Here is a 24,577-nt window from a genome sequence, read left to right as displayed (position 1 = left end):
AAACTTGGTTTTACTCAGAACTGATAAAAACATTATTGTATGTACTTCACAGCGGTTCAATTTACTGGATGCCTTTCTAAAGTATACCGTATATCGAAAAGGGTTTCAGACCTAAATAAAGAGGATGCTTCCCGAAGTCCGATGACTTTCAAGAAACATCCTCCATACTTTACAGTGATACTTCAACCTCTTTTAAGCTCGGCAAAGCATCAATCGCACCGATTTTGGTGCACACGAGCGCCCCCACCTTATTGGCAAATGAGACAATATCACGCAGCTTCGCAAAATCTTCGGCTGCCGTCTGAATCTCAGCCGTGCGCGCCAGCTGATACAGCGCCGCGCCGACAAACGCATCTCCCGCTCCCGTTGAGTCTATTGATGTCACCGGAATGCTCGGAATGACGTCAATATCCTTCCCATTTGAAAGAAGGGTGCCGCTTTTCCCGAGTGTCACCGCCACAATACCGGCCCCGAGCTCATGAAGAACCGCAACGCCTTCTTTATGATCCTTCGCACCGCTGATGATCTCAAGCTCTTCGTCACTGACTTTCACAAAATCACTTACGGCAATGGCTTTTTTTGCGGTGTTTATAAACTCTGAAACTCTTCCTTTCCATAAATCCTCACGGTAGTTAGGATCGAAGGAAATAAACTGTCCATTGTCTTTCGCAATCGACATCAGCCGTAAATAGGCCGAGCAAAACGGATCAGATAACAATGCCGTCGCTGATCCGAAATGAAGGATTTTCGCATCGTTTACCTTTTCCAGATCAATATCATCCAGCGTAAACAAAGCGTCCGCTCCTCTGTTAAACACAAAGTCGCGCTCCCCGTTTTGTTTTAATGAAACAAACGCAAGCGTTGTAGGCGCTTTCTCATCCATGACGAGCATAGACGTATCGACGTGTACGGCGTCCAATGTCTGCTTCAGAAAATACCCGAACGGATCTTTGCCTGTTTTTCCGCTGAAAGCCGCGTCTCCGCCCAGCTTAGCAATGGCTGCCGACACATTCGCCGGTGCGCCGCCGGCACTTTTTAAGAAATTGCGCCCTTCCGTCAAATCAACATCCACATCGGTACAAAAGAAATCAATTAACAATTCTCCAATACAAATAACAGATTGGCTTCCCACATTATCACACTCATTTATCAATTCTCGATTATAGTTTCAGTATAGTGCTTTCAGTCATAAATACAACCGTTTACATAGAATATTTTAAATTTTACGTATACTCATCTTGCAGCCCTTTGCTCCAGATCAGACATCATCTGCTGATATTTCTTTTCAGTTAAAGGATAAAAAGAAATAAGAATAATAGACAGCAGAATGAACAATCCCGGAATGAGCGCATTCATATTTTTAATCGCAGTCAATGACGAGGCGGTCTGATCGGTATTCGCGGCATACCCGGCGATTCCGAGATAAACGGCCGAAAATGACCCGGCTAACGCAACTCCGAGCTTATTGATGAAACTCATGCTCGAAATCACCACGCCATCAGCCCGGACTCCGGTTTTCCATTCCGCATAATCGACACAATCGGCAACCATTCCCCAAGCAAGTGTATTTAAAGGCGTCGTGAAAAATCCCGAAACGAAAAGCCAAAAGAAAATAAGGGGAATGGAGGAATACGATGTAAACTGAAGGCCCGCATAAGAAATCAGCGATAACGCCGCCGTGATGATCATGACCTGCTTCCGGCCCCGCTTCTCAGAAAAGAAAGGAATAAACAGATTGCTGATCAGCGCGGCGCCGAAAAACAACACGGTTCCTAAAAACACAAATTCCTTATGGTTGACGTTATACGTAAAATAGTACACCATCGTGCTGAGCTTAATGTTAAACCCAATCGCAAACGCCAAAAATGCAGAAACCAAAATGAGCAAAGGCTTGTTTCGGAATAAAACAGACAACGTTTTTTTCATTCCTTGTTTTTTTCTTTTTTCAGGCTGAATCCGTTCCCGCACGGTAAAGAAGCTGAACAGATTCAATGCGATGCTCACCGCCGCGTAGATAAGCGCCGTCATCTGAAATCCAAACGCCTGATCTTTCCCGCCGATGGCGTCCGCAAGCGGGGTCGCACAGGAAAGCGACAACAGAATTCCGATATAAACCAAAATCATCCGGGTCGTCGTCAGAACCGTCCGTTCCTCCACGGAATTCGTCATCCGACCCGTTAAGCTGTTGACCGGAATCGTCTGCATGCTGAAGGACATCCCAAGCAGAATATAAGTGATGTACGCATAAACCATGTTCCCCGTCTCACCGAAATGAGGAGTCGTAAAGCATAAGAACGTAAATAACGCAAAAGGAAACGCCACCCACAAAAGATACGGCCTTGCCTTTCCCCATCTTGTATTCGTCTTGTCTAGAATCACGCCCATAATCGGGTCAAAAATAGCGTCCAGCACCCTTACGATAAGAAACAAAGCTGCGATGACCGCAGGCTTAATGCCGCCGATATCTGTATAGTAGAATAATAAGTATGCGTTTACAAACTGAAAGATAATATTGTACGACATATCGCCGAATCCGTAGCCGATCCGTTCCATCCAGGACAGGCCGCGATGTTTCGTCTTTACTGCCGCTGCTTTTTCTGTTTCAATCATCATTTCCCACCCCAAGAATCCGTTTTCATTTTTGATAAGCAAGAGGGAGAATGCAAAGATCCTCCCCTTTCACTCAGCGATTTGGATACACCATCACTTTTAAGCATTCATTTTTGTATTGAAAGGCGCGTTCCATCGCCTCTTGCGTCTTCTCCAGCGGATATTGGTCCGTTACAAGATGCTGCGTGTCCACTATGCCGGAAGCGAGAAATTCAATTCCCTTCGGATACGTATTCGCATAACGGAAGATTCCGTATATATCAATCTCGTTATCTGCAATAAACGGCACATTGAGCGGAATCTCGTTCTGAGAAGGCAAACCGACAATCGCCAGTTTTCCGCCCCGGCGCACGGAAGCCAGTGCGGATTGCAATGCCGCCGGATTCCCCGCTGTTTCCCAGGCAGCATCAACGCCTCTGCCATTCGTGATCGTTTTGATTTCTTCACCGGCATCCTGTTCCCGGACATTGATGACATGCGTCGCGCCCATTTTTTTCGCGGCATCTAACCGCAGCGGCTCCAAGTCGGTCACAATAATTGTGCCTGCCCCGTATGCTTTCGCTGCCGCAACGGCCATCAGCCCCACAGGACCCATGCCCATGATCGCAACCGTTGAACCGGGCTGAAGCTTCGTTCTCGCGGCCGCATGAATGCCGACAGAAAACGGTTCGATCAAAGCCGCATCTTCATAGGAAAGTGAATCCGGAATCGAAAAAACAAAGTCCTGACGCATTTTGATATATTGGACAAACGCGCCGTCAACCGGCGGTGTCGCCAAAAACTGTACATCCGGGCAAAGATTATAACGCCCTTCTTTGCACGCCTCACAGCGTCCGCATGTGACACCGGGTTCGACGGCGACACGGTCTCCCACCTTGAATTGACCGACAGCCGATCCGACGGCGGCAATTTCTCCCGCGCATTCATGACCGAGGATAAATGGTTTTTCCACTACATAATTGCCTATTCTGCCATTTGTATAGTAATGCAGATCAGATCCGCAAATTCCGACAGCCATCACCTTAATCAACACTTCATCATGATTGATGTCAGGCACGGGCAATGTTTCGATTTTGATTTCTCTCGTGTTGTGCATAACCGCCGCTTTCATGTTTTGAGGCACTGTGTGAGTCATTTGGCAAAATCCTTTCTCTGCTTTGAAATGTAAGTGCATACATTTTTGTTTTCTCTATTACTGCCCCTATTTTATCTGCTTTTCCATACGTTCAACAGCCTTTCCTGCTGTATAAAAGGACAGCCGCACTGTACTTTTTAATTTTTCATATACAAAAAACACTGAATTGATAAAATAGTACTAATAGGAGGTGCAGGCTAATGGCTGAACTAGAAAACCGGACACAATTTGCAGAACTGCTGGCACCTGCCGTCAAATCGCTGAAACATCATCCTGATTATAAAGTCAGAAGGAAAAAGAACGAAAAAACAGGACAGTCTTATATCGATCAAATCGCACTCCGATTAGGCGTTTCCTCTAACACGATCAAAAGCTGGATCGGACAGATGGGCGCAAACTACATTCCCGGACGAATTGACGACGGAAAGCTGTTCGGCTTGATTTGGATCATTATCGAAAAGACCGACATGGATCCTGAATGGCTGACCGGCCTTCTGGAAACCACCACCATTCCTGTCATCAAACCCGCATTGCCCGTTTGGACGGCGTCTTGTCTAAAAAAAGCAAAAATACGCCGGAAAGACGGATCATTCGGAGCGCCGAGTGATGAAGATGTTGAAAAAGCAGTAAAGCGGCTGTTTCATGACAGACCCGGCCATGAAACGAATGCGCTTACAGAAAAGCCCGTCACGCATAACTTACCGTCGCGCCGGACCGGGAACTTTATCGGACGCGGCTTTGATATGGAAGCGATCCGGCAATGGATGCTGTCTCCGTCACCGGTCTGTTTAATCACAGGCTGGGCCGGCATGGGAAAAACAACGATCGCTCTTGAAGCAGCCTACCTTTGTGCCGGCGGTTCACCAGATTGGCCGGCATTCAACAGCATCATCTGGATCAGCGCTGACTGGAAAGGATTGAGCTTCAGCGATTTTTTAAACACGATCGCCTATCAGCTTGGACGCGCAGAACAAATCGACAAATCTATCAACGAAAAACGCTTCGTCGTCCGCAATGCATTAGCCGCTCATTCAAATGAAAAACCCGTGCTGCTGATCGTTGACAGCATTGATACAGCGGAACGTGACATTCACGAATTTATCATCGGCCTTCCGCAAGGCGTAAAAGTCCTCCTTACGGCACGGGAAAACGTAAAACAGACTTACCGGGACGGCCTCGGGGAACTGGCGGCCATTCAGCTGAGCGGCCTTGAACAAACGGATGCCCTTGAATTTTTTCAGCAAGAAGTGCACCGCTGTCTGCAAACATGCAACCTCCCGCAAAAACGGGAAAAGCTGGAGCAGCTGCTGCGGCTATCGCCTGACCTTAAGAATGAATTCATCTCGGCAGCCGCCGGCAACCCGAAGGCCATGGCACTGAGCATTGCATACATGTCAGACGACGACATCCCCGCTCCCCAGCTCATTCAAGAACTTAAACAAGCGGGCTACTCATTATTGGAATTGTTTGAAGTTCTCTTTGGCCGCACATGGAACAGATGTCATGAAGACACACGAAAACTATGGCAGACGCTTTGCTTTTTCGCTAAGCCTCCTGATGAAAAAAGCTTGGCTCAAGCGGCCGGATTAGACGTCCGGCGGTTTCATTACGCCATTGAGCAAATGCGGTCATATGCTTTAATACAGCCGGAACGAAGCGAAGGAAGAATTCAATACGCAGCCCATCAAACCGTTATCGCTTACGGAGAACAGCACTTATCCGAAAATCACGAATTTGAAAAAGGAGCCCGCAGCCGCTGGGCGCATTATTATATTGATTATGCGGAAACCCATATAAAGCGGGAACAGCCCAATTCTGTCTATTGGAGCTACCTGCTGGGACGGAATTTAGAGCAAATGAAAAAAGAATGGCCGAACATCCTAAAGGTCATCGAATGGTCGAGTGAAACCGGACAACATGACATCCTGATCAAACTCATCATCCGCATCAGCCATTTTCTAAGCAGAATCAACCTGCCCCTGCGAATCGAATACGGATTAAAAGCCGCCGATGCCGCCCGTCAATCAGGCGAACACACACGGGAAGCCTACTTCAGGATCGACACGGCAGGCTGGGCGCTGATGGAAGTCAACGATTCAGACGGAGCCCTCAGGCAAATAGAAGCCGGCCTGAAGATACTCGAACAATCAGGCGCTCCGGCTCACGACGACTTGAAAGTATGGGGAACCGCCCTGCAATCGAGGCTGCTGTTAAAAACCGGAGATCCGGACAAAGCGGCGGCAATGCTGGACGGCATCAAAGATCAGCCCGTCTCCCCCATTATCCGGCACAGGGTTCTTCTGGTCCGCGGCGACCTGAGTTTCGCCCGCTCTCACTACGAAGAAGCCATCACATTATACGAAGCGGCAAACACAACCAGCGCCGCATACGGCGGCGAAAAAACGATAGAAGCCTATTTCAACCTGGGCATGGCTTACGTCAAGTGTGATCAACTCGAAAAAGCGGAAAAAGCCTTTGAACAAATGCTCTATGACAAACACAACGCCAATCAAGTTGAGTTGATCTATTACTATTACGGAATGGCACAGCTCTTGTACCGAAAAGGAGAGAAAACGAAAGCGATGGAATCGAATCAAAAGGCGATTCGTCTGATTGATTCGTGGGAGCCTGGGATTGGGATTCGGGGTGAGGTGGAGCAAATGGATATTCTCATTTAAAAGACAACTACATTGCGGCTAGCGGTACAAGCTTTGAAAAACACTCATGACCTTGTTGTTTTTAAAGATAAAAAGGTATCTTTATCAGTACAGTAAATTGATTAAGATACCTTGATTGAAAAATTATTATTTCACAGAAAACAAATTTCTAAAGTTAAACCTTTTAACAACAAGAGGTTAATACTTATACAGCCGTATTAATGCTGTACTGTAATATAATGTTTTAGTTCACCTGACCAATATCTTCCTCCCCAATCCTGTCCAACTTGCACATCATACTTACCTGCAGGAAGATTTTTCGTTGAAAAACTCACACGAAAATTACGTGAACCAATACTATGCAAAATATCTTTTCTGGCAATTACCTTACCTTTATTATTTAATATAATTACTGAAAAGCCATTATCTAAATCCCTAGCCAAAGTACCAGTAACCACAATGGAAGTAGCTCTTTTCGTATATGTATTAGCATCTGTTTTAAATTTGATTGTACCTTTCGAATCCATAGCTAATGCTTCTGACCCGCCTGCGAAAATGGCAACTCCCAAAAGTGCTGCTGTAAACAGGGTCATTACTAACTTTTTCATCTTTAGAATTCCTCTTTTCTTTTTAATATTTTAAATTCACAATTATAATAACATATTTTCCTAAAAAAACAGAGGTTTTTCCATATCTTTCTTCTGAGAAATGAATAAGTATGATAGAAATTTATTAATATTAATGCAAATTTAAGATTCTTGTGTAATGAAGCTTAAAATTTGAAGTATCATCTATAAAACCTTTGCCAAGGTATCCAATAAACCCATATACACGAATAAAAGATTACAAAGTGCTAAACAAATACACTTTTATAAAAAATTTTATTTTTTCCATTCTAGCCGGCGGATGCGAAGAGAATTTGTTCGCGCGCATTTTATTTGCCTGCTCGAAACAACGAATCAGTGATTGGTTTCATCTCCAAAATTGCGTTCTATTTTTTCATAGGATTTTTTTCCTGAAACTTTAAGTGATTTTTCCAACCTCTTCTTTTCTTTTGGTTTTCCCATACATGCAGGGTGATGACTTTTCGACGGAGCTTTGATTTTGTGCAGTTCTAAAATGGATATGGGGTAGAAAACACAATGTGAATAACAGCATGATAAGTGACACTATCCCTAAATATCTCCTCATGTTTTCCCCCTTTCTCTTTCCTTCCATACTATTAAATTTATTTTTATAATAGCTTATATCTTGAGAAAACAAGACTATTATAATACCCTTGAACTGCATTTAAATTTGGCTTACCGTTATTATTTAATAAAGATCTGTGCAATGAAAACTCTTTCTGTCCGATATACCCTTAAGTATTCCTAATCATCATTATGCTGGTGAGTTCAAATATTTCTTAATTCAAACTCTAGTTCTTCTGTTCTTTTTCAAGATCCAAACAAGTAATGCAATAAAAACGACGTTAATTATAAACGCAGAAATAACATAAGTTTCATCTGAAACGCCAATATACTTCCCTTTCGATTCTAAGAGATTCCTTACTTGCTTACTCCATAAAGAACCATTCAGCGAACTATCGTCTGCTCCAAATGTAATTTGTGCTGTTTCCTTATTGCTGCTTGTAATATTAACACCATAAAATACTGTATACCTATTGTTATAAAAGATAGGCATATAAGAATAGTCAGAAACTAAAGGCTTTACCTTTTTGGCAGGTAATGATACGTACAAAATTGCAGAATAATTACCTATCCCTGTTTCAAATTGCTCAGCTTTAATAAACTTTGTGTTTGAAGGTAGATCAATATTATAAAAATGCTCAAAAATTTGAATATCTTCTTCCGAAAAATCTGTTAATTGGTAGTAATGCGGATCGATAATACATTTATGAAAATACCATCCATTAAACAATAAAAAACAGGCACTTATTAAAATTACTAATACTGTCTTATATATAATCTTTAACTGTATCACAATGATATGCGCCCCCTCATATGCATTATAACGCTTTTCCCAAAAGTAAATCAAAACAGCGATTTACTTTTGGGAAGAATTAATTATTCAGATTTTATTTTTTCTTTAAGGCAATCTGCAAATGCTTGTGCAATTGCTTGACCATCCTCTTGGGTATAATTATTAACATTAAAATGATGTTTAAATTCCAAACAGATAGGATTATTGGTGTTTAAATAGTACTCTGCATCCTTAGTAACTGCCTCAAATGAATTATTAAATCTGTTTTTGAAAAATTGAGAGTATCTTGTACTGTAGCCGGTAGTATAGTATTCTTCAAATACCTTGTAAACTGGTTGTGAGGCACTCCCTGTTCTTGTATTCATAGCAAGGTTAACAGCGTCTACATCTCCTAATAAATCCGGAAGTCCAAATGTACCAATTTGACCTCCTATTAAATCTATTGCAGCATCATATGTTGTTTTATAATTAGCATTATATTTGACAGTGTCTCCCCCTACTGTAATTAAATCACCTGCCCATCCTGCAAGATCTTGTATCATTCCTACAGAACTATGAATTATTGCATTAAAAGTAGCCATCATATGTGCGTTATCTAGTGTCAATTTAGAAATTGGATCTATCAGGATTCTCTTTTCTTGTCCCTTCAATACATCATCAGCTATTTTAACAAAATCTGAGTCAATAAAATCCGCTGTTAAAATCCACAATAAACCATCATATTCATCTTTTCTTAGATACTGGGCAACTAATTCATTTGCCTGTTGAGTAATATTCCCGACCGGATTAGGTTTATTTCCTTCCTTTTTAGTAACATAATCTACTGCTGTATTATATAAAACTTTTAATTGATCGAAGAACTTATTATTTGTCGTCGAAACATAATCATTACTATTTTCTTTATTATAAACTATAGAATTAACGCCTTTATCCTTGCCCGATGAGATATTATTATCAATCTCTATTTTCCCAAGCCCATCCCCTATACTCCTTGTTTTAATTTGGTCAAATGCCCAATCGGTGGGAAGTGAATAGCCGCGGTTACCACTAAATCCTGAAGACATATCACATACAAAACTACTGACTGAGTAACCTGCTGCGGCCACGCGGCTACAAACATTTCTCGCGCCATAAATGCCAATTTGATAACCACTATTGAGTTGGGCAAATGTCCTTTTAATTGCTTTAAAATAAGGGATTATACGACTGGTAACCTCACCGTCAACAGCGTCGTAATCTACAGTAAAATAAATAATAGTATTTTCTTTAAAACCATACCCCTTAGCCGCACCAATAGCTGCTCTTGCATCGAATACCCCTTGAGTTTCTGTAAAATAAGAAGCTTCAGTTGATTTTCTCTCGTAAATTGGAAATACGCTAAGACCTGCAGCAAATATAGTCTCTAATTCAGGCAACGTCATCTGATGTGATCCAGTAAGGTATCTCCCAACCGTTTTATATCCGTTGGATTTCAAAGTTGCTGCTCTGGCAGCATTAATTGGTGTGGCACAATCACAAGCTGTTCCTTTCCTATCTTCGTCACCTTTGCTTACTAAAAGAGATGCCCAGGTCTGCATTCCAGCTACTCCATCGGCAGGTAATGCTGAAAACTTTTGAAAATTAATAAGTGCTGTTCTCATATTTTCATCGAAGATACCATCAAATCTTCCTGGATCACGATTATTACAGTACAAAGCATATTGTAAGAGCTTTACAAAATTAGCTTTTGTGCTACCCATTGAGATTGTCGGGCATTTTGATTTTGTAGCTGGTCCAAATGTTCCAGTTGGTTCTGCTATTCCTTCTTCGACCTGGAGTGCATAAATTAAAGCCTCATTAGTTTGTCGGGAGTATCTACCGTCACATGGATTAAGGCCAGTGACCTTATAATATTTCCGATTCAACTCTTGTTGAATATTACGAATTTTGGCATCTCCTACATTTACAAAAGCGTCCATATTTAATAACGCTTTAAAGATTATAGGAGTTGCAATTCCATCTTGATTAGACAACCCTGCATCAGTTTGAAATTTTTTTATAGCAGCCTTTGTACCATCACCATAGGTTCCTGTAAAACCAGTTGGATTATATCCCTTGCAATACAATGCACCTTGAAGAATCATAATTTGATTTCTTGTTTTTTCATTCGAAGAATTAGATTTAGTTGATAATGTAGGACATTTTGCCATAGTAGCTGGTCCAAATGTTCCAGTAGTTGACGTAATTCCTTCTTCAATTTGTAATCCTGTAATCAAAGCTTCAATCACAGGCCACCCTGTTTTTCCATTTTCATCAATTTTCACATAACCTGGCTTGTTCAAGTAAACAAGATTTACCCATTGTTGAACTTTTCGTACCATTTCATCCATTGTTTCCACTCCTTATTTTTTGTTAGTAAGGTACTTCATTTAAAAGTGGCAAACGTATGACAAAATAAGAATATCTGCTCTTACTTCAAAAGATGTAAAGAATAAAAATCAGCAAAGCGCCAATGAACATAAATCCTTTTAAAAGATTTATAACAAAATCATATGCCTTGATGCTAACTTGAATAAATTAGAATCATTTATTTGTAATTTAAGATGAATGATAGAAATAAAAAAAGTCCCTCACAAATTCATTGAACTTGTGAGAGACCTCGATATGGCATTACATCTGGCAACCCCTTATGTCCAAACAGGGATCATAATTTTTTTACATCATGCCGCCCATAATTACCACGGTTTTCGCTCGCTTTCGCACCCTTTCAATCGGTGTTATTTTTTTAGTGTGATCATGAATGGAAAAGAAACAAAAACCGCATTGTTTCAGACCCTGACGCAACTTTCGTTATTTTTGTGTTATTTTTTAAAAAATAACAGGTTTGTTTGCATCGCGAACACACGTTCTTTATAATCGTCTCCAAGGAGATGAAACACAATGACCGATTTTGAGCGTAAAGTGTATCGGATTATTTTTAATATGACCCGCTTCGGGAAAAATCCCTCCATGGAACAATTGAAAAGGAAAACCGGGAAAGATGAGCAGACGATCCGTGCTGCTGTGAAGAATTTGATGAGGCAGCGCATTTTGAAGTGGGATAAGCATAAAAACAGGTGGAATTTTAAATAAAAAAGAAAGCAGGGTATCTCCCTGCTTTCTTTAGCGAATATGTAGCGAATAGTAATAATAGCGTATGTGTTTTCTAATGTGTATTCATAATACATCCAATATATATTTCCTGTCAAGCAAAAAAGCAATTATTTTACAACTTGTGCTTGATCTTCTGATTCAGTTATTTTAGCTAACCCTAATTCAGAACATAAGATTTGATTTTTGGAACTGCCCTTTAATTTACCTTTGCTTAACACTTTTGTCTCTTCAACAATAAAGCTCTTTTGTTTAAGTTCCTCTAAAATCTCACTAATAATCTCTGCTGGGGTCGATAATGTATTTATTAGATATCTTTTGAACCAACTCAAGCCTAAGAACAGATCTCCTTGTGTACCAAAGCTATCGTGCCATTTCTTTATCTCAACAAGAATTTGATTCATAAGTTTATCTCGGTCATACTGCTTTTCTTCAATACCAAGTAAACTCGCCAAATCTTCAGCATGATGAGCATAATTCTTAAATTCAATATGTTTAGGAGCGTTTTTAGCTGAATAATAAAGCTCAACTCTTTTTCCCTTGTACATTAATCTACTCATAATAGGAATCATGTCACTATCAGCTGTTACAAAAACATAACAACTAATCGAAGGATCCTTGTATGTATTTTCAATAGCATCAATACAAAGTTCAATATCTGATGCATTTTTACGATGATCCCCATCTTTTCCATTTGAATAAACATGCCTTATTTGAACACGCTTTTTTTGAAGACTTGTCATATTACTTCTTAATTTGTTAAAATCCGCATACACTCTAAATGAACGTACATTGTCTTGACCGTATCGTTCCCATAACCTTGAAAATAAATTTTTATCTTCAGATTGATAATCTGGATCATGGCTATAATTATTCATTAGAGACCAGTAAACGTTATCATAATCAACAAAAATAGCTACATTATCAAGTTTTCTTTCAGAATTAAACGTTCGATTCGAATCGTTCACCACAGATGTCATGATTTGGAATGCTGATTTAAGCTGTTCGTCAACTGCTGGTTGTGGTAATGGCTGGGCAACCGTCCCTGTTCTTTTTTCTTTTAATTCGTCCAATTAAATTCCCTCATTTCATTAGAAATAACACACATAAAAGAATTTACCATATATTCACCAATAAAAGTATATTTTTTGACTTCATACTAGCTTAAAAGTTATGTATTTCTCCCATTTACAACAAAAAAAGCCTCGTCCATTGGACGAGGCTATATCACTTCAATAATTTTTCAAGTTTCGCTTTTGTTTTCGGCCCATAAATGCCATCAGCAGGCAGCCCGTACATAGACTGGAACCGTTTGACTGCATTTGCTGTTTTCGCGCCATATGAGCCGTCAATTCCGAAGTTCTTTGCGCTCTTATCGGGGTAATAATGAAGAGCCGCCAGCGCGGTTTGAATCTGTTTTACGGCCTCCCCTCGGGTCAATGGGCTTGTCACTTTAAAAACACCCGCAGGCAGACTGAATTTTGATTTTTGAGTGGTTTTAGGCTTTGAGGCTTTTACCTTCTTTTGGCCGCCGCTTTTCAGCTCGTTATCGCTTTTGATATATGAGACATTCACATATCCGTGGAATGTCTGGCCTTTAGAATTGGTGTATTCAACATATCCCCATCCGTTGACAGTTGATCCAAGCTGATATTTTACAACCGTGCCATTCGGCAGGTTAAGCACCATGGAAGAAGAGGCGCTCCGTTGTGTACGTAAAACAAGGCCATCGCTTGAAACCACCGTGTTTTTGATGAATCTTCCTGTGTCTGTATGGGTAACATCCGGATTTGATACAGGCGCCGTTACAACCACACCATCCATTCGCTTTTCAACACGGCTCTTAAAATCGGCAAACCCTTGAGAGTTGCTTACCCACGGCGCCGGGCAAATTTTATGTGTAATGTCATAATGTCGAACAATATCATTGGTTGGATCAAGTTTGTACATTTTGCACAGCTCGGCACAAACTTGTCCTGCACGGGCAATCGTATCCGGATGGAAAGTGCCGTTCTTTTCAATGCAAAGCTCCACGCCGATAGATAAGAAATTTGCATTCGGTTTCAGCGCCGCGACACCCCGGTAAGGCTGCCCGTTGACGAATTGCTGAATGTCATTCGCATGATAGGCAACCTCATTCAACGGAATGATACAAATAGCCTCTGTACGATCGACAAAGATATGTGCAGATGCAAACGTCTGTTTTTTCTCAGATAGATTTCTGTTCTGTGCGGGGAGCGTTTGGCCAAAATATCTATAATGATTGGCAGCAGGCGCGCCGGGGTTGGCCGTGTAATGCACCACAAGTTTCTTCACGCCGTTGTTTTTGATTCCCGGCCGCGTCCATTTATTAATATCAATATATTGGTTTCTGTATGCTGACATAAAATCTCTCCTATTCTGTTTTTGGATTCAAAAAAGCAGCCGGATTAACCAGCCGCCTGATCATCTTTTTCTTTTGTCTGATCGTTGTCGCTTTCAATTACGTGAAGCCGGTCAGTGATGACGGCCGGAATTTTAACGCCGATCTGCGCCAAATTCTCCGTGATGGACAGGCCCTCATTTGCGATATAAAAAAGAACGGTTCCAAAGGTCAGGACGCCGTTCAAATTTGTTATCGTATCAATAATGTTGGCGACGATGACCACCATAAAACTGAGCATCTTCCGCACATACCCAAACCACGCGCTGCGGCTCCGGAGCTGCTTCATTTTCCACGCTTTGATAATGCCGGTGATGACATCCAAGATGCTGAGGATTAGAAGCAAGTCAAGGTACTTCACCTCCCCGAAAAGATATGTTCTTGCGATCTGTAAGCTTTCAAAATTCATCCACACATGTATTCCCTCCATTTTGATCACCTCCTTCGAGGCAAAATAAAAACACCTATTCAGTTACAGGTGCTGGTTCACTATTATTTTCTTTCGCCGCTACTGCCGCATTTAATTGCTTTTCGAGTTCCTCGCGTTTATTATCTGTAAACGTGTATAGCGCTTTATATTCGGCCAGCTCATTGTTCTTCAGATTCAATTCCTGCTGTAGGGAAGCAGCTTTATATGCTGCTATTTGTAACTGGTCCTGAAGTTGCTCTTTTGTCATTTCTTGCATGCCTTTCACTCCTTACTCTTGATCGGGATACGCATTACCGCGTTCGCTTTCTGTAATTTCATCATATTCCGCTTGTGTGATGCGGCCTTTCTCAACGGCTTTTCTCATTTCAACGGTCAAAACAGTTCCGTTTTTCCAGCAATCCTCAAAAAACCCGAAAAGAGCACTTCGGTTCTCCAATGGGCTCCCCCCGTTTCCTTTTATTGATTCATTAAGAGATTGCAAACCCGCTGAAGGTCAAGAACTTGTTCCTGCAACTTTTCCTCTGTAGTCTTTTCCTTCTCTCTATCTTTTGCTTCAATATTTAATACCACGGGCTCAAGCTTCATCTTTGCCATCCTCCTTATTTTGAACATAGATTGTTATAAGCCCTTCTCGGTTGCCTTGTGGATCAACGACAATTTGAACTGGAATCATAATAAGCTTTTTGCTCCCACTGTACCCTTGATAATAACCGTCAGGCTCTACATAAGTTTTTGTGAGCAAATAACTTATTTCATCAGCCTTTATATCATGAAGGACATATAATTGATACGCTACTTTTGTTGTATCGTCCGGCTGCAGATCGAACGAAACAGCCTCCATGGGATATGTCTTGTCTCCTTTTTTTATAGAGCCGGCAGTTATTTCAATTCCCGCGCCGGTTTCTTCTATTTCGATGCCGTCCGCATAATAAAGACTCATGTTAAAATCCCTTTTTTCAACCATAAAAATTACTCCCTTATTGTGATTCGTAAAAAATAACAATTTGAACCTTTATTGTTTTTCCCGCAACTCCGGCAGTAGTCCCGGTCCCTCTCACTCCAATATCAACAGAACTGGCGCTTATATTTTCTAATCCTACCGTAACCGCATTAGAATATGCGCCAATCGCTGTACCTACCGCCGCAAAAACGTTCTCAGGCGCATAATCAAAACTATCAACAAAAGGAATGCGATTGTAGCGCGCGTACGCAGTTGCCCCTCCGTCAGGCGGCAGTTTAATGTCCCAAGTAAAGCAGTAAACCATCAAACCGTATTGTAGGCCTCCATGCTCGTCTTCTAATTCTGTAGAAACATTGCCACCCATCAATTTGAATTCGCAATTTTTTGCATTCCCTGCTACAACTTTGGTTCCCAATGGCAGCGTTAAATCTGATGCATCAACAATCGTTTTTTGGCCTGATTTCAGTCGAATGACCCCGGGGACATCAATATCTAAATTATTCGGTTTAAAGCGATAAATAGTAGCTGATCCTTCAAAAAGGGCCTGATAACGGTTATATGTGAACGGCTCTCCTATATTTTTAGGATTGGTAGTAGCAGTAAGAAGAAAAGCGTCTTCTTCAACAGCTGCCTGTCTTTCCATTTTCATATTAAAATGGCTTATAACTTGTCCAACATCTCCTATTTCTGAATACATTGAAATAGTTGGAACCGTTTCATATGCGGTTTGCTTGCCTGCGCCACGGAGCTCTATTTTGCCATCACCAATTGAAACTGTTCTGTAGATTTCATTATAGGAATCACCAGGATCAAAAAACTTTCCTTGTTCCTGCGTTATTTTCCCAGAACTAACAATCAATTTGTTGTAAACATAATGAGAGTCTCTGGTGTACTGGTAAATCTTATCGCCTTCGATATAGTATTCGGCATCTTCTGATTGTGTCAGCGCCTCGAAACGGGCCCCTTTTATGGTCACCCCCTCAATCGTGATACCTTTTAACGTCCCGACATTTATTTTGTCCGCTGAAAGGTCTTTGATCTTGGCGTTTGTTATTGAACCGTCAATGATGTGTACCGAATCAATTATTGCTTCTTTTAGATGCGCCTTTGCGATAGCCGCATTTTGAATAGCCGCTGTCCCGATAGCCGCTTCAGCTACTTTCGCACTTGTTATGGCTGCATTTTTTATATGAGCTGTTTCTATTACCGCCTTTTGGAGGTGGTCGCCATCAATAACACCATCAACCAGCTGAGTATCAAACGGGCTATAACCATAATCAGAAATGACATCGCCTTTGCGCACCTGTACCTTACGAATAACAAAGCTACAGGGCTCAGTGTTTCCGTTTCGATTATATCCGCCGATTCCAATTGTGTAATCAGAGCCGGTTTCCGGAGCAGTAAATTTGATATTAACCCTTATAAATTGGTCAGACGGAAAAGCAGAAATATCTTTCTGTTCATCGCTGCTAATCTGTATGAAAGTGCTGCCTTTTTTCAAATGAATATAACTTATGTCGGTGGTATTATTCCGTTTTATTTCAAATGACAGTGTATATTGTTGATCTTTGATCAATGCCATTCTTTGAATATTAACAGGCGATGACCTGTTCCCGCATATTCCGAAAGCTATTCTAGTTGTTCCATTGATGATCTGAGAAACAGTCATTTCATTAAATTCTTTTTCCTCAACACTGTGGCTGGTGTCCGTATAATCATAGAACCATTTAGATTTTAAAAGAGAGCCAGGTAAGATATTAGCATCATCAAAGTTTCTTGAAAGTTTATCAGCATCAACGGCCAGCTGGGCCAGTTTTTCCTTTGTGATCGCTCCGAAAACAATGTCATCAGTCAAAATGCGCTGAGTGGTCGCGGAAAACTGATCCGTGAATTCGCTCGCTGTGCCTCGTGTGTTGATTGAGCGCAAGCGATAATACCAAACTTCATTTACTCCCGTAAAATGCTCATATCCGCCTGTTTTGCCTCTGAAAATACGATTCTCTTTTAATGGAGTGAATCCATTTACTTGTGAAGCATATACCTCATAGGCTGCAATATAACTGGACGGATCATAATCCCATGTCAGGGCCACATTCTGAAACATTGCCTTGATCACTACATTCGACGGAACTGGCGGGGCTTTGTCAGGGAAACTTCCATCCGTAACCTCCCCGGCGTCCGGTTTGCTTTCCCAAGTACCGCGGTTTTTTTCTATCACGCTTTCAATTTGATCAATCCGGCCGTCTTTTTGTAATGCTGATAAAAATTGGCCGATCTCAACAACGCAAGTATTTTCAGAGTCGGTAATATCGTATTCCATTGAAATAATGCGCTGCGATGTCTCGATTGGGATAGCGAAGTTTCGATCAATTGCGATCGTTGTATCTCCCAATTCCACATGTTCGTGTTCGTGTCCCGGCACGCTCTCAAGCAGCTGCACAGACAGCTCATAATTGATTTCTGTCTTACATGCAGTCGTTATCAAATGATTATATGTGGCCTTTAAAAGCTCTTCCGGCTCCGTTATGTCTTCATCATTGTATTGGCCTTCCCTATGGATCAACTTTCCATCTTTAAGGCGCCCCAATCGTTCTAATAAATCCGGATCGCCAACCCATTCCTGGCCTAAAGGCTTATCGACCGGGTCGCCTTTTGATTTTTTCCATTCTACTTCAGAGAAATCAATAAAACGAGAATAGCCGCCCGTTTCCTCTCCTTCCTCATCCGTAGATGCTATGGATGCCCCGTAACCCCAAAGGGCTGTCACCGGGTAACTGATAACAGTCCGCCGGATATTCGTTGTATCCTTATCACTCTCAAAGCGCTTCCCGCTGTCTTTACCGCGACGGGGAAGTATTTTTATGATTCGTTTGACGACCTTATTTCCATCAAATTCTATAGTGTCCTGAAGCTCTCCGCCCCATATATTGATCACGTCAGCAATACAATCCAACGCTGTTTTTTTATAGAAGGTAGTCGAATTCACTCCAAGCTCCGCCGTTACTTCCGCCACCCATCTTGACCGAGAAAGGACGTTGTCCAGTACAAACTGAGCAGTTTTGTTAGTTGGGCGGAAATCTTTTACAAATGTTTCGGCAAGCTCCATCATGGCAGCCTCACAGGTAACCTGGGTGTTAACCTCTCCTTCTTCGTCTGCATCATCCAATTCCTTGATGACAAACAGACGCAGTACACCGTCCTTATCTCTGAACACCACTTGATTCTCTTCAAATAAGAAGCGTGCGTCAGGATGGGAGGCGTCCGCTACAAAAGAAAAAGAAGAGCCCTTGTTCAGCTCTTCCTTGTATTTCGCATCCCAGAACGTACAGGTTTCTCGTCCGTGGCTGGACAGCACTGTCAATAATTTATCATCTGGTGAAAGTATATAAATGTCAGCCATGACCGGACCTCCTTACAAATATGCCTCATTAAATTTGATGCTGCTATTATGACTGAACTTGATTTTAACTGGCGTTCTGGGCGGCAGCAGAAACCAATCTGATTGAATTTGAAGTGCTGTCATGATTAAATTACCGCTGCAAGTGACCTTTCTTTTTGCTGAATCAATTACAAGTGTGTCACCAGCGATGAAATCGTACAGCAGCTTGATCGTTTTCGATACAGATCCATCAGCATTAAGAAGAGCCACCTCATATGAAGTGGCTTTCTCTTCAAAGACGCATTCGATTGTCGGGTCTACGGCCGCATATCCCGGATTAGTGATAGTCTGAATACCTGAATTAAATTCAAAATCCTTCGCCGGGCCGTATTTTTTTGGGTCAGGACAGATAAAAGTCAATGTTGCAGTCTGAAAGCCTCCCTGTTCTTCGCCTTCTGAAATGCTTTCAAAGACAGCATTATAGACTCTGTCAGGCTCATCGTGAAAAATTAACGGTTTAGGCTCTTCAGTGTGAAGAATAAAAGTCAGTTCCTCCTGCTTTTTCTTCAGTTCTTCTTCACTACGGAAGGCAAAAAGAACCTCAATGGTTATGACTCTTACAGGAATTCTTGTGTCCCGCAGGAAACCGCCGGGGCGATTCCCGATAGTGGCTGTATTCACTTCCCTCCCTGTCACGCCTCGGCCGCCCGTGGACTTTACATAAAAGAAGGGTGATATATCAATGCCGTCAAACGTGATTTTCCATTGATTAGGCAGCAGTTCCTGATAATTGATCAATTAAATCTATCCCTCCTTGCGTTTGACCGTTTTTGTGCGTATGTTACAGGCTTTTCTACTCCTTGACCGACCTTCTTGCTGTCCATCTCAACAACAATCATCCTGTCAGGCAATTCAAGGTTCCGGATGTCCGCGCTCAATTCTTTTCTAACCGTGCCGAGTTCGCTGCTGGAAATAGATGTGTCATATGCAAAATTCAGATCCTCCTGCTGAATAGTCATGGCATCACTGACGACGCCCATAGCTTTCTGAACGGTGCCGATACCATTCTGAATCCCCACAGCGATACCGGCAGGAACCATGATCCCGACCTGATCCCGCATCAATCTGGATGGGGAGTGGATTTTCAATTTTTTCTTAATCGTTTTTTCAATTGTCGAGGCGATGGAATTTGCTTCTTTCGCCAGCTCTCCCTTCATATTCTTCATTCCAGAAATAATGCCGGCCATTGTATTTGACCCGATGGCTTTTCCGCTTTTCTTGAGAGAACCAAGCTGTTTTACATCCACTGTAAGCTCCCCAATTTTGCGGAGATAGTCATTTTTCAGAAGTGCCAGTTCTTTATTTGCGGCCGATCGTAATTCATTTATTTTCTTGGTCGTCGCGTTCTTCAACCCGGTTAATTCTTGGGTAGCCTGGTCACTGGCCAGCTTGTGCTTTTCTTTCCACAGACTGACATACTCATTTAGCTCCGAATCTGTCATGCGGGCTATTGCATTAATCTGATCAGCTGACCCGACACCCATTTCTTTCAATTCGTCTGTGAATGCCTTCGGTGCCCGGCTTGCTATTTTTGTGATGTCAGTGTTGAACGTTTTGATCTTGTCCAGCTGCTTTTTAAGATTTGAAGTCAGCTTGGAGCCGTTCACATTTTGACTTGAGACATCGTCAAATAGACCGATGGCGTTATAAATCGCGTCAGTTCGGTCTTGCAGCTCCTTTTTATAGGCATCGTTGGCCGCCTTAATATCGGCAGTCAGTTTATCATTCACTTTTTTGAATTTTGAGAGATAAGTATTGTTTGCAGAAAGAATGCCCTTGTTAAGTTTGTCAGCCGCTTTCTTTTCGGCTTCCTTCTGCTTTCTGGCCTTATCAGCCATCGTTTTTTGAGTCTGATAGATTTCCCGTTGAACCTTTATTTGCTGGTCAGAATTCAGCTTGTTCTTCTTCTTGATTTTCTCAAGCGTTTTGATATAGGTATTCCCGCTGATTTTTCCTGTATCGTATTTTGCCTCAGCTTTCTTAATCTGATCTGATACTTTCTTGGTATACGCCAGTTTCGCCTTCGCTTCCTTGCGCTGCTGCTCTTTCAGTAGCTTCTTCTGTTTATCAGAGGCGCTTTTGGATGCCTGATATATCTCGCGTTGGATTTTTCGGTTTTGCTCGCTGGTAAGCTTGTTTTGCTTCTGAATCTTCTGCAATGTTTTGATATACGTATCGGCGCCCATTTTCTTGGTGTCATACTTCACTTCAGCGTTCTTAATTTTATTGGAAACCTTTACCTCAGCCGCCTTCTGAGCCACTTTCGCTGCTTTTGCCGCAGCCGCTTTTACTTTTCCCTGTGATTTATCAATACCAGCCGCCATACCGGTGCCGACGTGATAACCGACCTGGTCACGCATTACCCTTGATGGAGAATGGATTCCAAGAAGTTTTTTCATGCCGTTAGGAATAGCATTTGCCATTGATTTCACTTTGCTCGCTAATGCTCCCGCCATGCCGCTGATACCATTTATTAAGCCTTGTATGATGTTGCGGCCAATGGACTTGAGGTTGATGCCTCTAAAAAATTTCATGACACCATTCCAAATGCTGACGATACGTTCTTTTGTTGCTTGGATACGGTTTACGATTTGCGCTTTCATGTAACTAAATGCTGTAGAAGCCGCGCCTTTAATGCCGTTCCAAATGGACATCACTTTGCTTTTCACTGTATTCCAGAGGCTTATTACTCTGTCTCTCGTCGCTACAATTCTATTGACGATTTGCGCCCGCATGTAGTTGAAGGCTGTTACAGCTGCACTTTTTAAAGCATTCCAGACAGATGTCACTTTGCTTTTTATCGCGTTCCACAAACTGATCATTTTGTCTCTGGTGGCAATAATCCGATTCACAATTTGTGCGCGCATATAGGTAAAAGCAGTCACTGCAGCACTTTTCAGAGCATTCCATATGGACGAGACTTTACTCTTAATTGCATTCCAGATGCTGATCATTTTATCTCTCGTCGCAATGATCCTGTTAACGATCTGGGCCCGCATATACGTAAAGGCTGTGACAGCCGCCGATTTAAGACCTGACCAAATTGAGGTAATAGTATTCTTAATGCCGTTCCATATTGAAGTCGCAGTCTTTTTAATCCCATTCCAGACAGAAGAGGCAAACGATTTTATAGCATTCCAAACTGTTGTGAAAATGGTTTTGTACAGATTGAATTCCCACTTAAAAAAAGCAGATAGCCCGTTCCAAATGGTTTTAGCAGCCGAAACAATTCCATTCCAAACAGTGGAGAAGAACGACGTTATTGCGTTCCATGTTGATGTTGCCGCTGTTTTAATGCCTTCCCATACAGATTGGAGCCACTGAGATATGACACCCCAAACTTGAAGGGTGTACTGCTTGACCTTATCCCAATTGGCAATAATGAGAACAACTAAGGCTATAACCGCCGCCGTAATCCACCCGATAGGCCCCATTGCGATGACCCATGATGCTGCCATGCGCGCCGCATTTGCCGCTGCTTGAGCCGCCAGAATGACCAAGCGTTTACCAAATAAGATCATTTGCTTAATTCCTGCCGCCAACATTGACACAAATGAACTGATTTTTGCCGCAGTCCACGCCGCTGCCATACGTGTTGCTTGGGCTGCTGATTTTGCTGCTAAAACAGTTATTCTGGCAATGAAAAGTCCCATCTGCTTAATGCCGTTTTTCAGCATTGTTATAAAAGAACCGATTTTCATCGCAGTCCATGATGCTGCCATTTTCACAGCATTAGCTGTTGCCTTTGCTGCCATAACGGTATATCTCGCAATGAATTGCCCTATAGTAACTATCGCTGATTTTAATTGGGTGATCAATCCGGCCATTCTAATTCCGGATGCGGCAGAACTGAAACTCCGAATATATCGAGCAGCAGTCATAAAGTCTTTAAGCCCATTTGTTACAGCACTGACTGCTACTATCGCCGGAACAATAGCTCTTAAAGCACCGATTAATGAAATACCCGCCGCAATGAACTTCCCGATTGCCGGGTTTGCTTCCATCGCCGCATTAGTAAATTTCAAAAACCCGTTTACATTCTCCAAAATCGTTTTGCCTAGTGGAGCCATGCCAACAAGCAAGTTGATGATAGTTTTCGCGATCTGCCCCAATGTGCTCCATACTGTAGGGCCGTTGGTTTTAATATAGTCAATGAACGATTGAAATTCTTTTGTTTTCGTGACGCTGCCAGCCCACTCATTGAACCGCTTGGTCAGGTCTACGAGGGATGTCATCATGTCTTGAGACATAGGAGCGAATCCAGTAAACAGCTTTGTCAGACCGCCCGAAAAGTTTCTGATGATCTGTAGCAGTTTCGGGCCGTTGGTTTTTGTATATTCCACGAAAGCCTGGAATTTCTTTGAGGAGCCCAAGTTCGCTGACCATTTCACCCATGATTGGGTCATTCCTTCGATAGACTTTGTCATGCTCTTTCCGGTCGGTCCGAATGCTACGATGAGATTGAAAACTGTCCGCAAGACATTCCCGGCAGATCGGCCGAATGAAGCAAACGCCTTCGGAGCTTCTTTGTTCAGATAGGAAATGAATCTCTGCATGTCCGGAGCCTTGAAAGCCTTGTCCATGCTTTTTGCCAGTCCCACGCCCTCTTTCGCCAGCCCGTTAAACATTGGAATCAGTGAGTTAAGCGCGAGTTTGAACGTATTAAGAGACATACCGAATGTTTTTAAGATCGGCTTTTGAACCATCGTACCGATGTCCCGCCAGTTGTCTTTAAAGTCTTCGAGGTTCTTTAATGCCTCTCTCTCTTCTTTTCCAAGAGATTTTTGCAGATTATTGATCTGTTTCATGATTTTAGCGCGCTCTTTTGCGCTTGTTGCATTGTCCAGCTTCTCCTGCAGCTTGGAAAGGTCTTCGGATGCTTTGAATACACCGCTTATCGAAGTAATAGCAAGGGCGCCGAATGCCGCCGCGCCTGTTCCCGCTGTTGCAAATGCACTGGTTAACCCCATTACTCCGCCGGCTGCCACCCCGAGCATAGGACCCAATGAGCCGATTACCCCGACAATACTTGCAAGGGCTGGCGAAATTGCAGGGAGTAGGGACGTTAGTGCCCCAGCAATTGAATGACCGATGACTGTTGAAACTGAGTTTGTGATCTTGGCAAGCCTGTTCATTGACGTTTCAAACCGATCAATTCGAGCCTCTATACTGATCCATACTCTTCTCGGTAAGGACGCCAGAGCAGCGCGAGCCGTTGCCACAGAGCGCATAAGCGCAGCCGTGTTTCCGTTTATGACCGTGGTAATTCTGTTTGGCAGTGAAGCCAAAGCTGAACGGACTGACGAAACCCCGCGCATGATAGGCGACGTGGCCGCATTAAAAGTGGTAGTTACGTTATGAGATACTGATGCTATGGCTGACCGCGCAACAGCGACAGCACGCCCTAAAGGAGTGGGATTTCCGTCTATCGTCGTTGTGATTCTGTTCGCCACCGCCGATAGCCCTGCTTTAGCGCGTGCCAATGCGGAAGATAACGGCCGCACATTCCCCATTAATTGCGTGGTGACAGTTTGGGGAATCTGTCTTAATCTTTGCTTCGCCCAATTGATGGCCCGAGTTAAAGGGCCTGAATCCGCATCTAAATCAACTCGCGTGCGTTGATGTCGATGAACAAAGTTATCTATTTGTTGCGCCGCCTGCCGTACTCTTGCCTGAAAGCTGGCAATCTCGGCGTCAACCTCGACTGTGTGATGATCAGCCATCCGGCGCATTATATCGTTGACACGATCCATACTGCGATTAAATTTTCTTGTCTGTGCTTCAACTATTGCTGTCAGTCTTTCGATCATT

At 42.5% G+C, this 24,577-nt stretch carries 18 protein-coding genes; 2 read left to right on the top strand and 16 right to left on the bottom strand.

Going from position 1 to position 24,577, the window contains the following annotated elements:
* Window positions 1–169 precede the first annotated feature (169 nt).
* The 3 genes from ACWJJS_RS17825 to gutB all read right to left on the bottom strand — a co-directional run bounded on the left by ACWJJS_RS17825 (window position 170) and on the right by gutB (window position 3,745).
* Window positions 170–1,132, bottom strand: a complete 963-nt coding sequence (locus tag ACWJJS_RS17825) for a carbohydrate kinase family protein (protein WP_060674424.1) — start codon at window positions 1,130–1,132, stop codon at window positions 170–172.
* A 101-nt stretch (window positions 1,133–1,233) separates the two neighbouring features.
* The gene (locus ACWJJS_RS17820) at window positions 1,234–2,610 is read right to left on the bottom strand and encodes an MFS transporter (RefSeq protein WP_454023774.1); all 1,377 of its coding nucleotides are present in this window, start codon (window positions 2,608–2,610) and stop codon (window positions 1,234–1,236) included.
* 73 nt (window positions 2,611–2,683) lie between these two features.
* Window positions 2,684–3,745 carry a sorbitol dehydrogenase gene (gene gutB / locus ACWJJS_RS17815; RefSeq protein WP_182069616.1) on the bottom strand — a complete coding sequence of 354 codons (1,062 nt, stop codon included), beginning with the start codon at window positions 3,743–3,745 and terminating at the stop codon, window positions 2,684–2,686.
* A 200-nt stretch (window positions 3,746–3,945) separates the two neighbouring features.
* Here gutB and ACWJJS_RS17810 point away from each other — a divergent pair, with 200 nt between their 5' ends.
* The gene (locus ACWJJS_RS17810; RefSeq protein WP_454023773.1) at window positions 3,946–6,423 is read left to right on the top strand and encodes an NB-ARC domain-containing protein; all 2,478 of its coding nucleotides are present in this window, start codon (window positions 3,946–3,948) and stop codon (window positions 6,421–6,423) included.
* Window positions 6,424–6,620: 197 nt separating this feature from the next.
* Here the strand turns inward: ACWJJS_RS17810 and ACWJJS_RS17805 are convergent, their stop codons facing one another.
* The 3 genes from ACWJJS_RS17805 to ACWJJS_RS17795 all read right to left on the bottom strand — a co-directional run bounded on the left by ACWJJS_RS17805 (window position 6,621) and on the right by ACWJJS_RS17795 (window position 10,754).
* The gene (locus ACWJJS_RS17805) at window positions 6,621–7,010 is read right to left on the bottom strand and encodes a hypothetical protein (protein ID WP_070081453.1); all 390 of its coding nucleotides are present in this window, start codon (window positions 7,008–7,010) and stop codon (window positions 6,621–6,623) included.
* A gap of 802 nt (window positions 7,011–7,812) precedes the next feature.
* Entirely contained in the window at window positions 7,813–8,385 is a 573-nt protein-coding gene (locus tag ACWJJS_RS17800; RefSeq protein WP_278071627.1) for a hypothetical protein, read from the bottom strand.
* Between the two features lie 83 nt (window positions 8,386–8,468).
* Window positions 8,469–10,754: a glycoside hydrolase domain-containing protein gene (locus ACWJJS_RS17795; protein WP_454023772.1), complete on the bottom strand. Its 2,286-nt coding sequence runs from the start codon at window positions 10,752–10,754 to the stop codon at window positions 8,469–8,471.
* Between the two features lie 550 nt (window positions 10,755–11,304).
* Between ACWJJS_RS17795 and ACWJJS_RS17790 the strand changes: the two genes are divergently transcribed.
* Window positions 11,305–11,496, top strand: coding sequence for a hypothetical protein (locus ACWJJS_RS17790; protein WP_003155829.1), 192 nt, complete (start codon window positions 11,305–11,307; stop codon window positions 11,494–11,496).
* Between the two features lie 128 nt (window positions 11,497–11,624).
* On the opposite strand, the gene ACWJJS_RS17785 is transcribed toward ACWJJS_RS17790, so the two are convergent.
* The 10 genes from ACWJJS_RS17785 to ACWJJS_RS17740 all read right to left on the bottom strand — a co-directional run bounded on the left by ACWJJS_RS17785 (window position 11,625) and on the right by ACWJJS_RS17740 (window position 24,576).
* Window positions 11,625–12,587 (bottom strand): NYN domain-containing protein, encoded by a 963-nt coding sequence (locus ACWJJS_RS17785; protein ID WP_003155831.1) that lies wholly within the window; start codon window positions 12,585–12,587, stop codon window positions 11,625–11,627.
* Between the two features lie 154 nt (window positions 12,588–12,741).
* Window positions 12,742–13,899, bottom strand: coding sequence for an N-acetylmuramoyl-L-alanine amidase (locus ACWJJS_RS17780; RefSeq protein ID WP_079005187.1), 1,158 nt, complete (start codon window positions 13,897–13,899; stop codon window positions 12,742–12,744).
* A gap of 44 nt (window positions 13,900–13,943) precedes the next feature.
* Window positions 13,944–14,366 carry a phage holin family protein gene (locus ACWJJS_RS17775; protein WP_003155834.1) on the bottom strand — a complete coding sequence of 141 codons (423 nt, stop codon included), beginning with the start codon at window positions 14,364–14,366 and terminating at the stop codon, window positions 13,944–13,946.
* A gap of 34 nt (window positions 14,367–14,400) precedes the next feature.
* On the bottom strand, window positions 14,401–14,622 hold the full coding sequence (locus ACWJJS_RS17770) for a hypothetical protein (RefSeq protein ID WP_003155835.1): 222 nt from the start codon (window positions 14,620–14,622) through the stop codon (window positions 14,401–14,403).
* Between the two features lie 12 nt (window positions 14,623–14,634).
* Complete coding sequence (locus ACWJJS_RS17765) at window positions 14,635–14,802, bottom strand: XkdX family protein (protein WP_003155837.1); 168 nt, start codon at window positions 14,800–14,802, stop codon at window positions 14,635–14,637.
* 20 nt (window positions 14,803–14,822) lie between these two features.
* Window positions 14,823–14,951, bottom strand: coding sequence for a hypothetical protein (locus ACWJJS_RS17760; protein ID WP_017417518.1), 129 nt, complete (start codon window positions 14,949–14,951; stop codon window positions 14,823–14,825).
* Entirely contained in the window at window positions 14,941–15,330 is a 390-nt protein-coding gene (locus ACWJJS_RS17755) for a hypothetical protein (RefSeq protein ID WP_003155838.1), read from the bottom strand. The genes ACWJJS_RS17760 and ACWJJS_RS17755 overlap by 11 nt, the downstream gene beginning before the upstream one ends.
* 13 nt (window positions 15,331–15,343) lie before the next feature.
* A complete protein-coding gene (locus tag ACWJJS_RS17750) occupies window positions 15,344–18,727 on the bottom strand; it encodes a phage tail spike protein (RefSeq protein WP_454023771.1) in 3,384 nt (1,127 codons plus the stop codon).
* Window positions 18,728–18,739: 12 nt separating this feature from the next.
* Complete coding sequence (locus tag ACWJJS_RS17745) at window positions 18,740–19,504, bottom strand: distal tail protein Dit (RefSeq protein ID WP_003155842.1); 765 nt, start codon at window positions 19,502–19,504, stop codon at window positions 18,740–18,742.
* Complete coding sequence (locus tag ACWJJS_RS17740) at window positions 19,501–24,576, bottom strand: hypothetical protein (RefSeq protein WP_454023770.1); 5,076 nt, start codon at window positions 24,574–24,576, stop codon at window positions 19,501–19,503. The genes ACWJJS_RS17745 and ACWJJS_RS17740 overlap by 4 nt, the downstream gene beginning before the upstream one ends.
* Window position 24,577 lies beyond the last annotated feature (1 nt).

The organism is Bacillus sp. JK106 (genome assembly GCF_053663355.1).
This window is presented reverse-complemented; position numbering and strand designations above follow the sequence as displayed.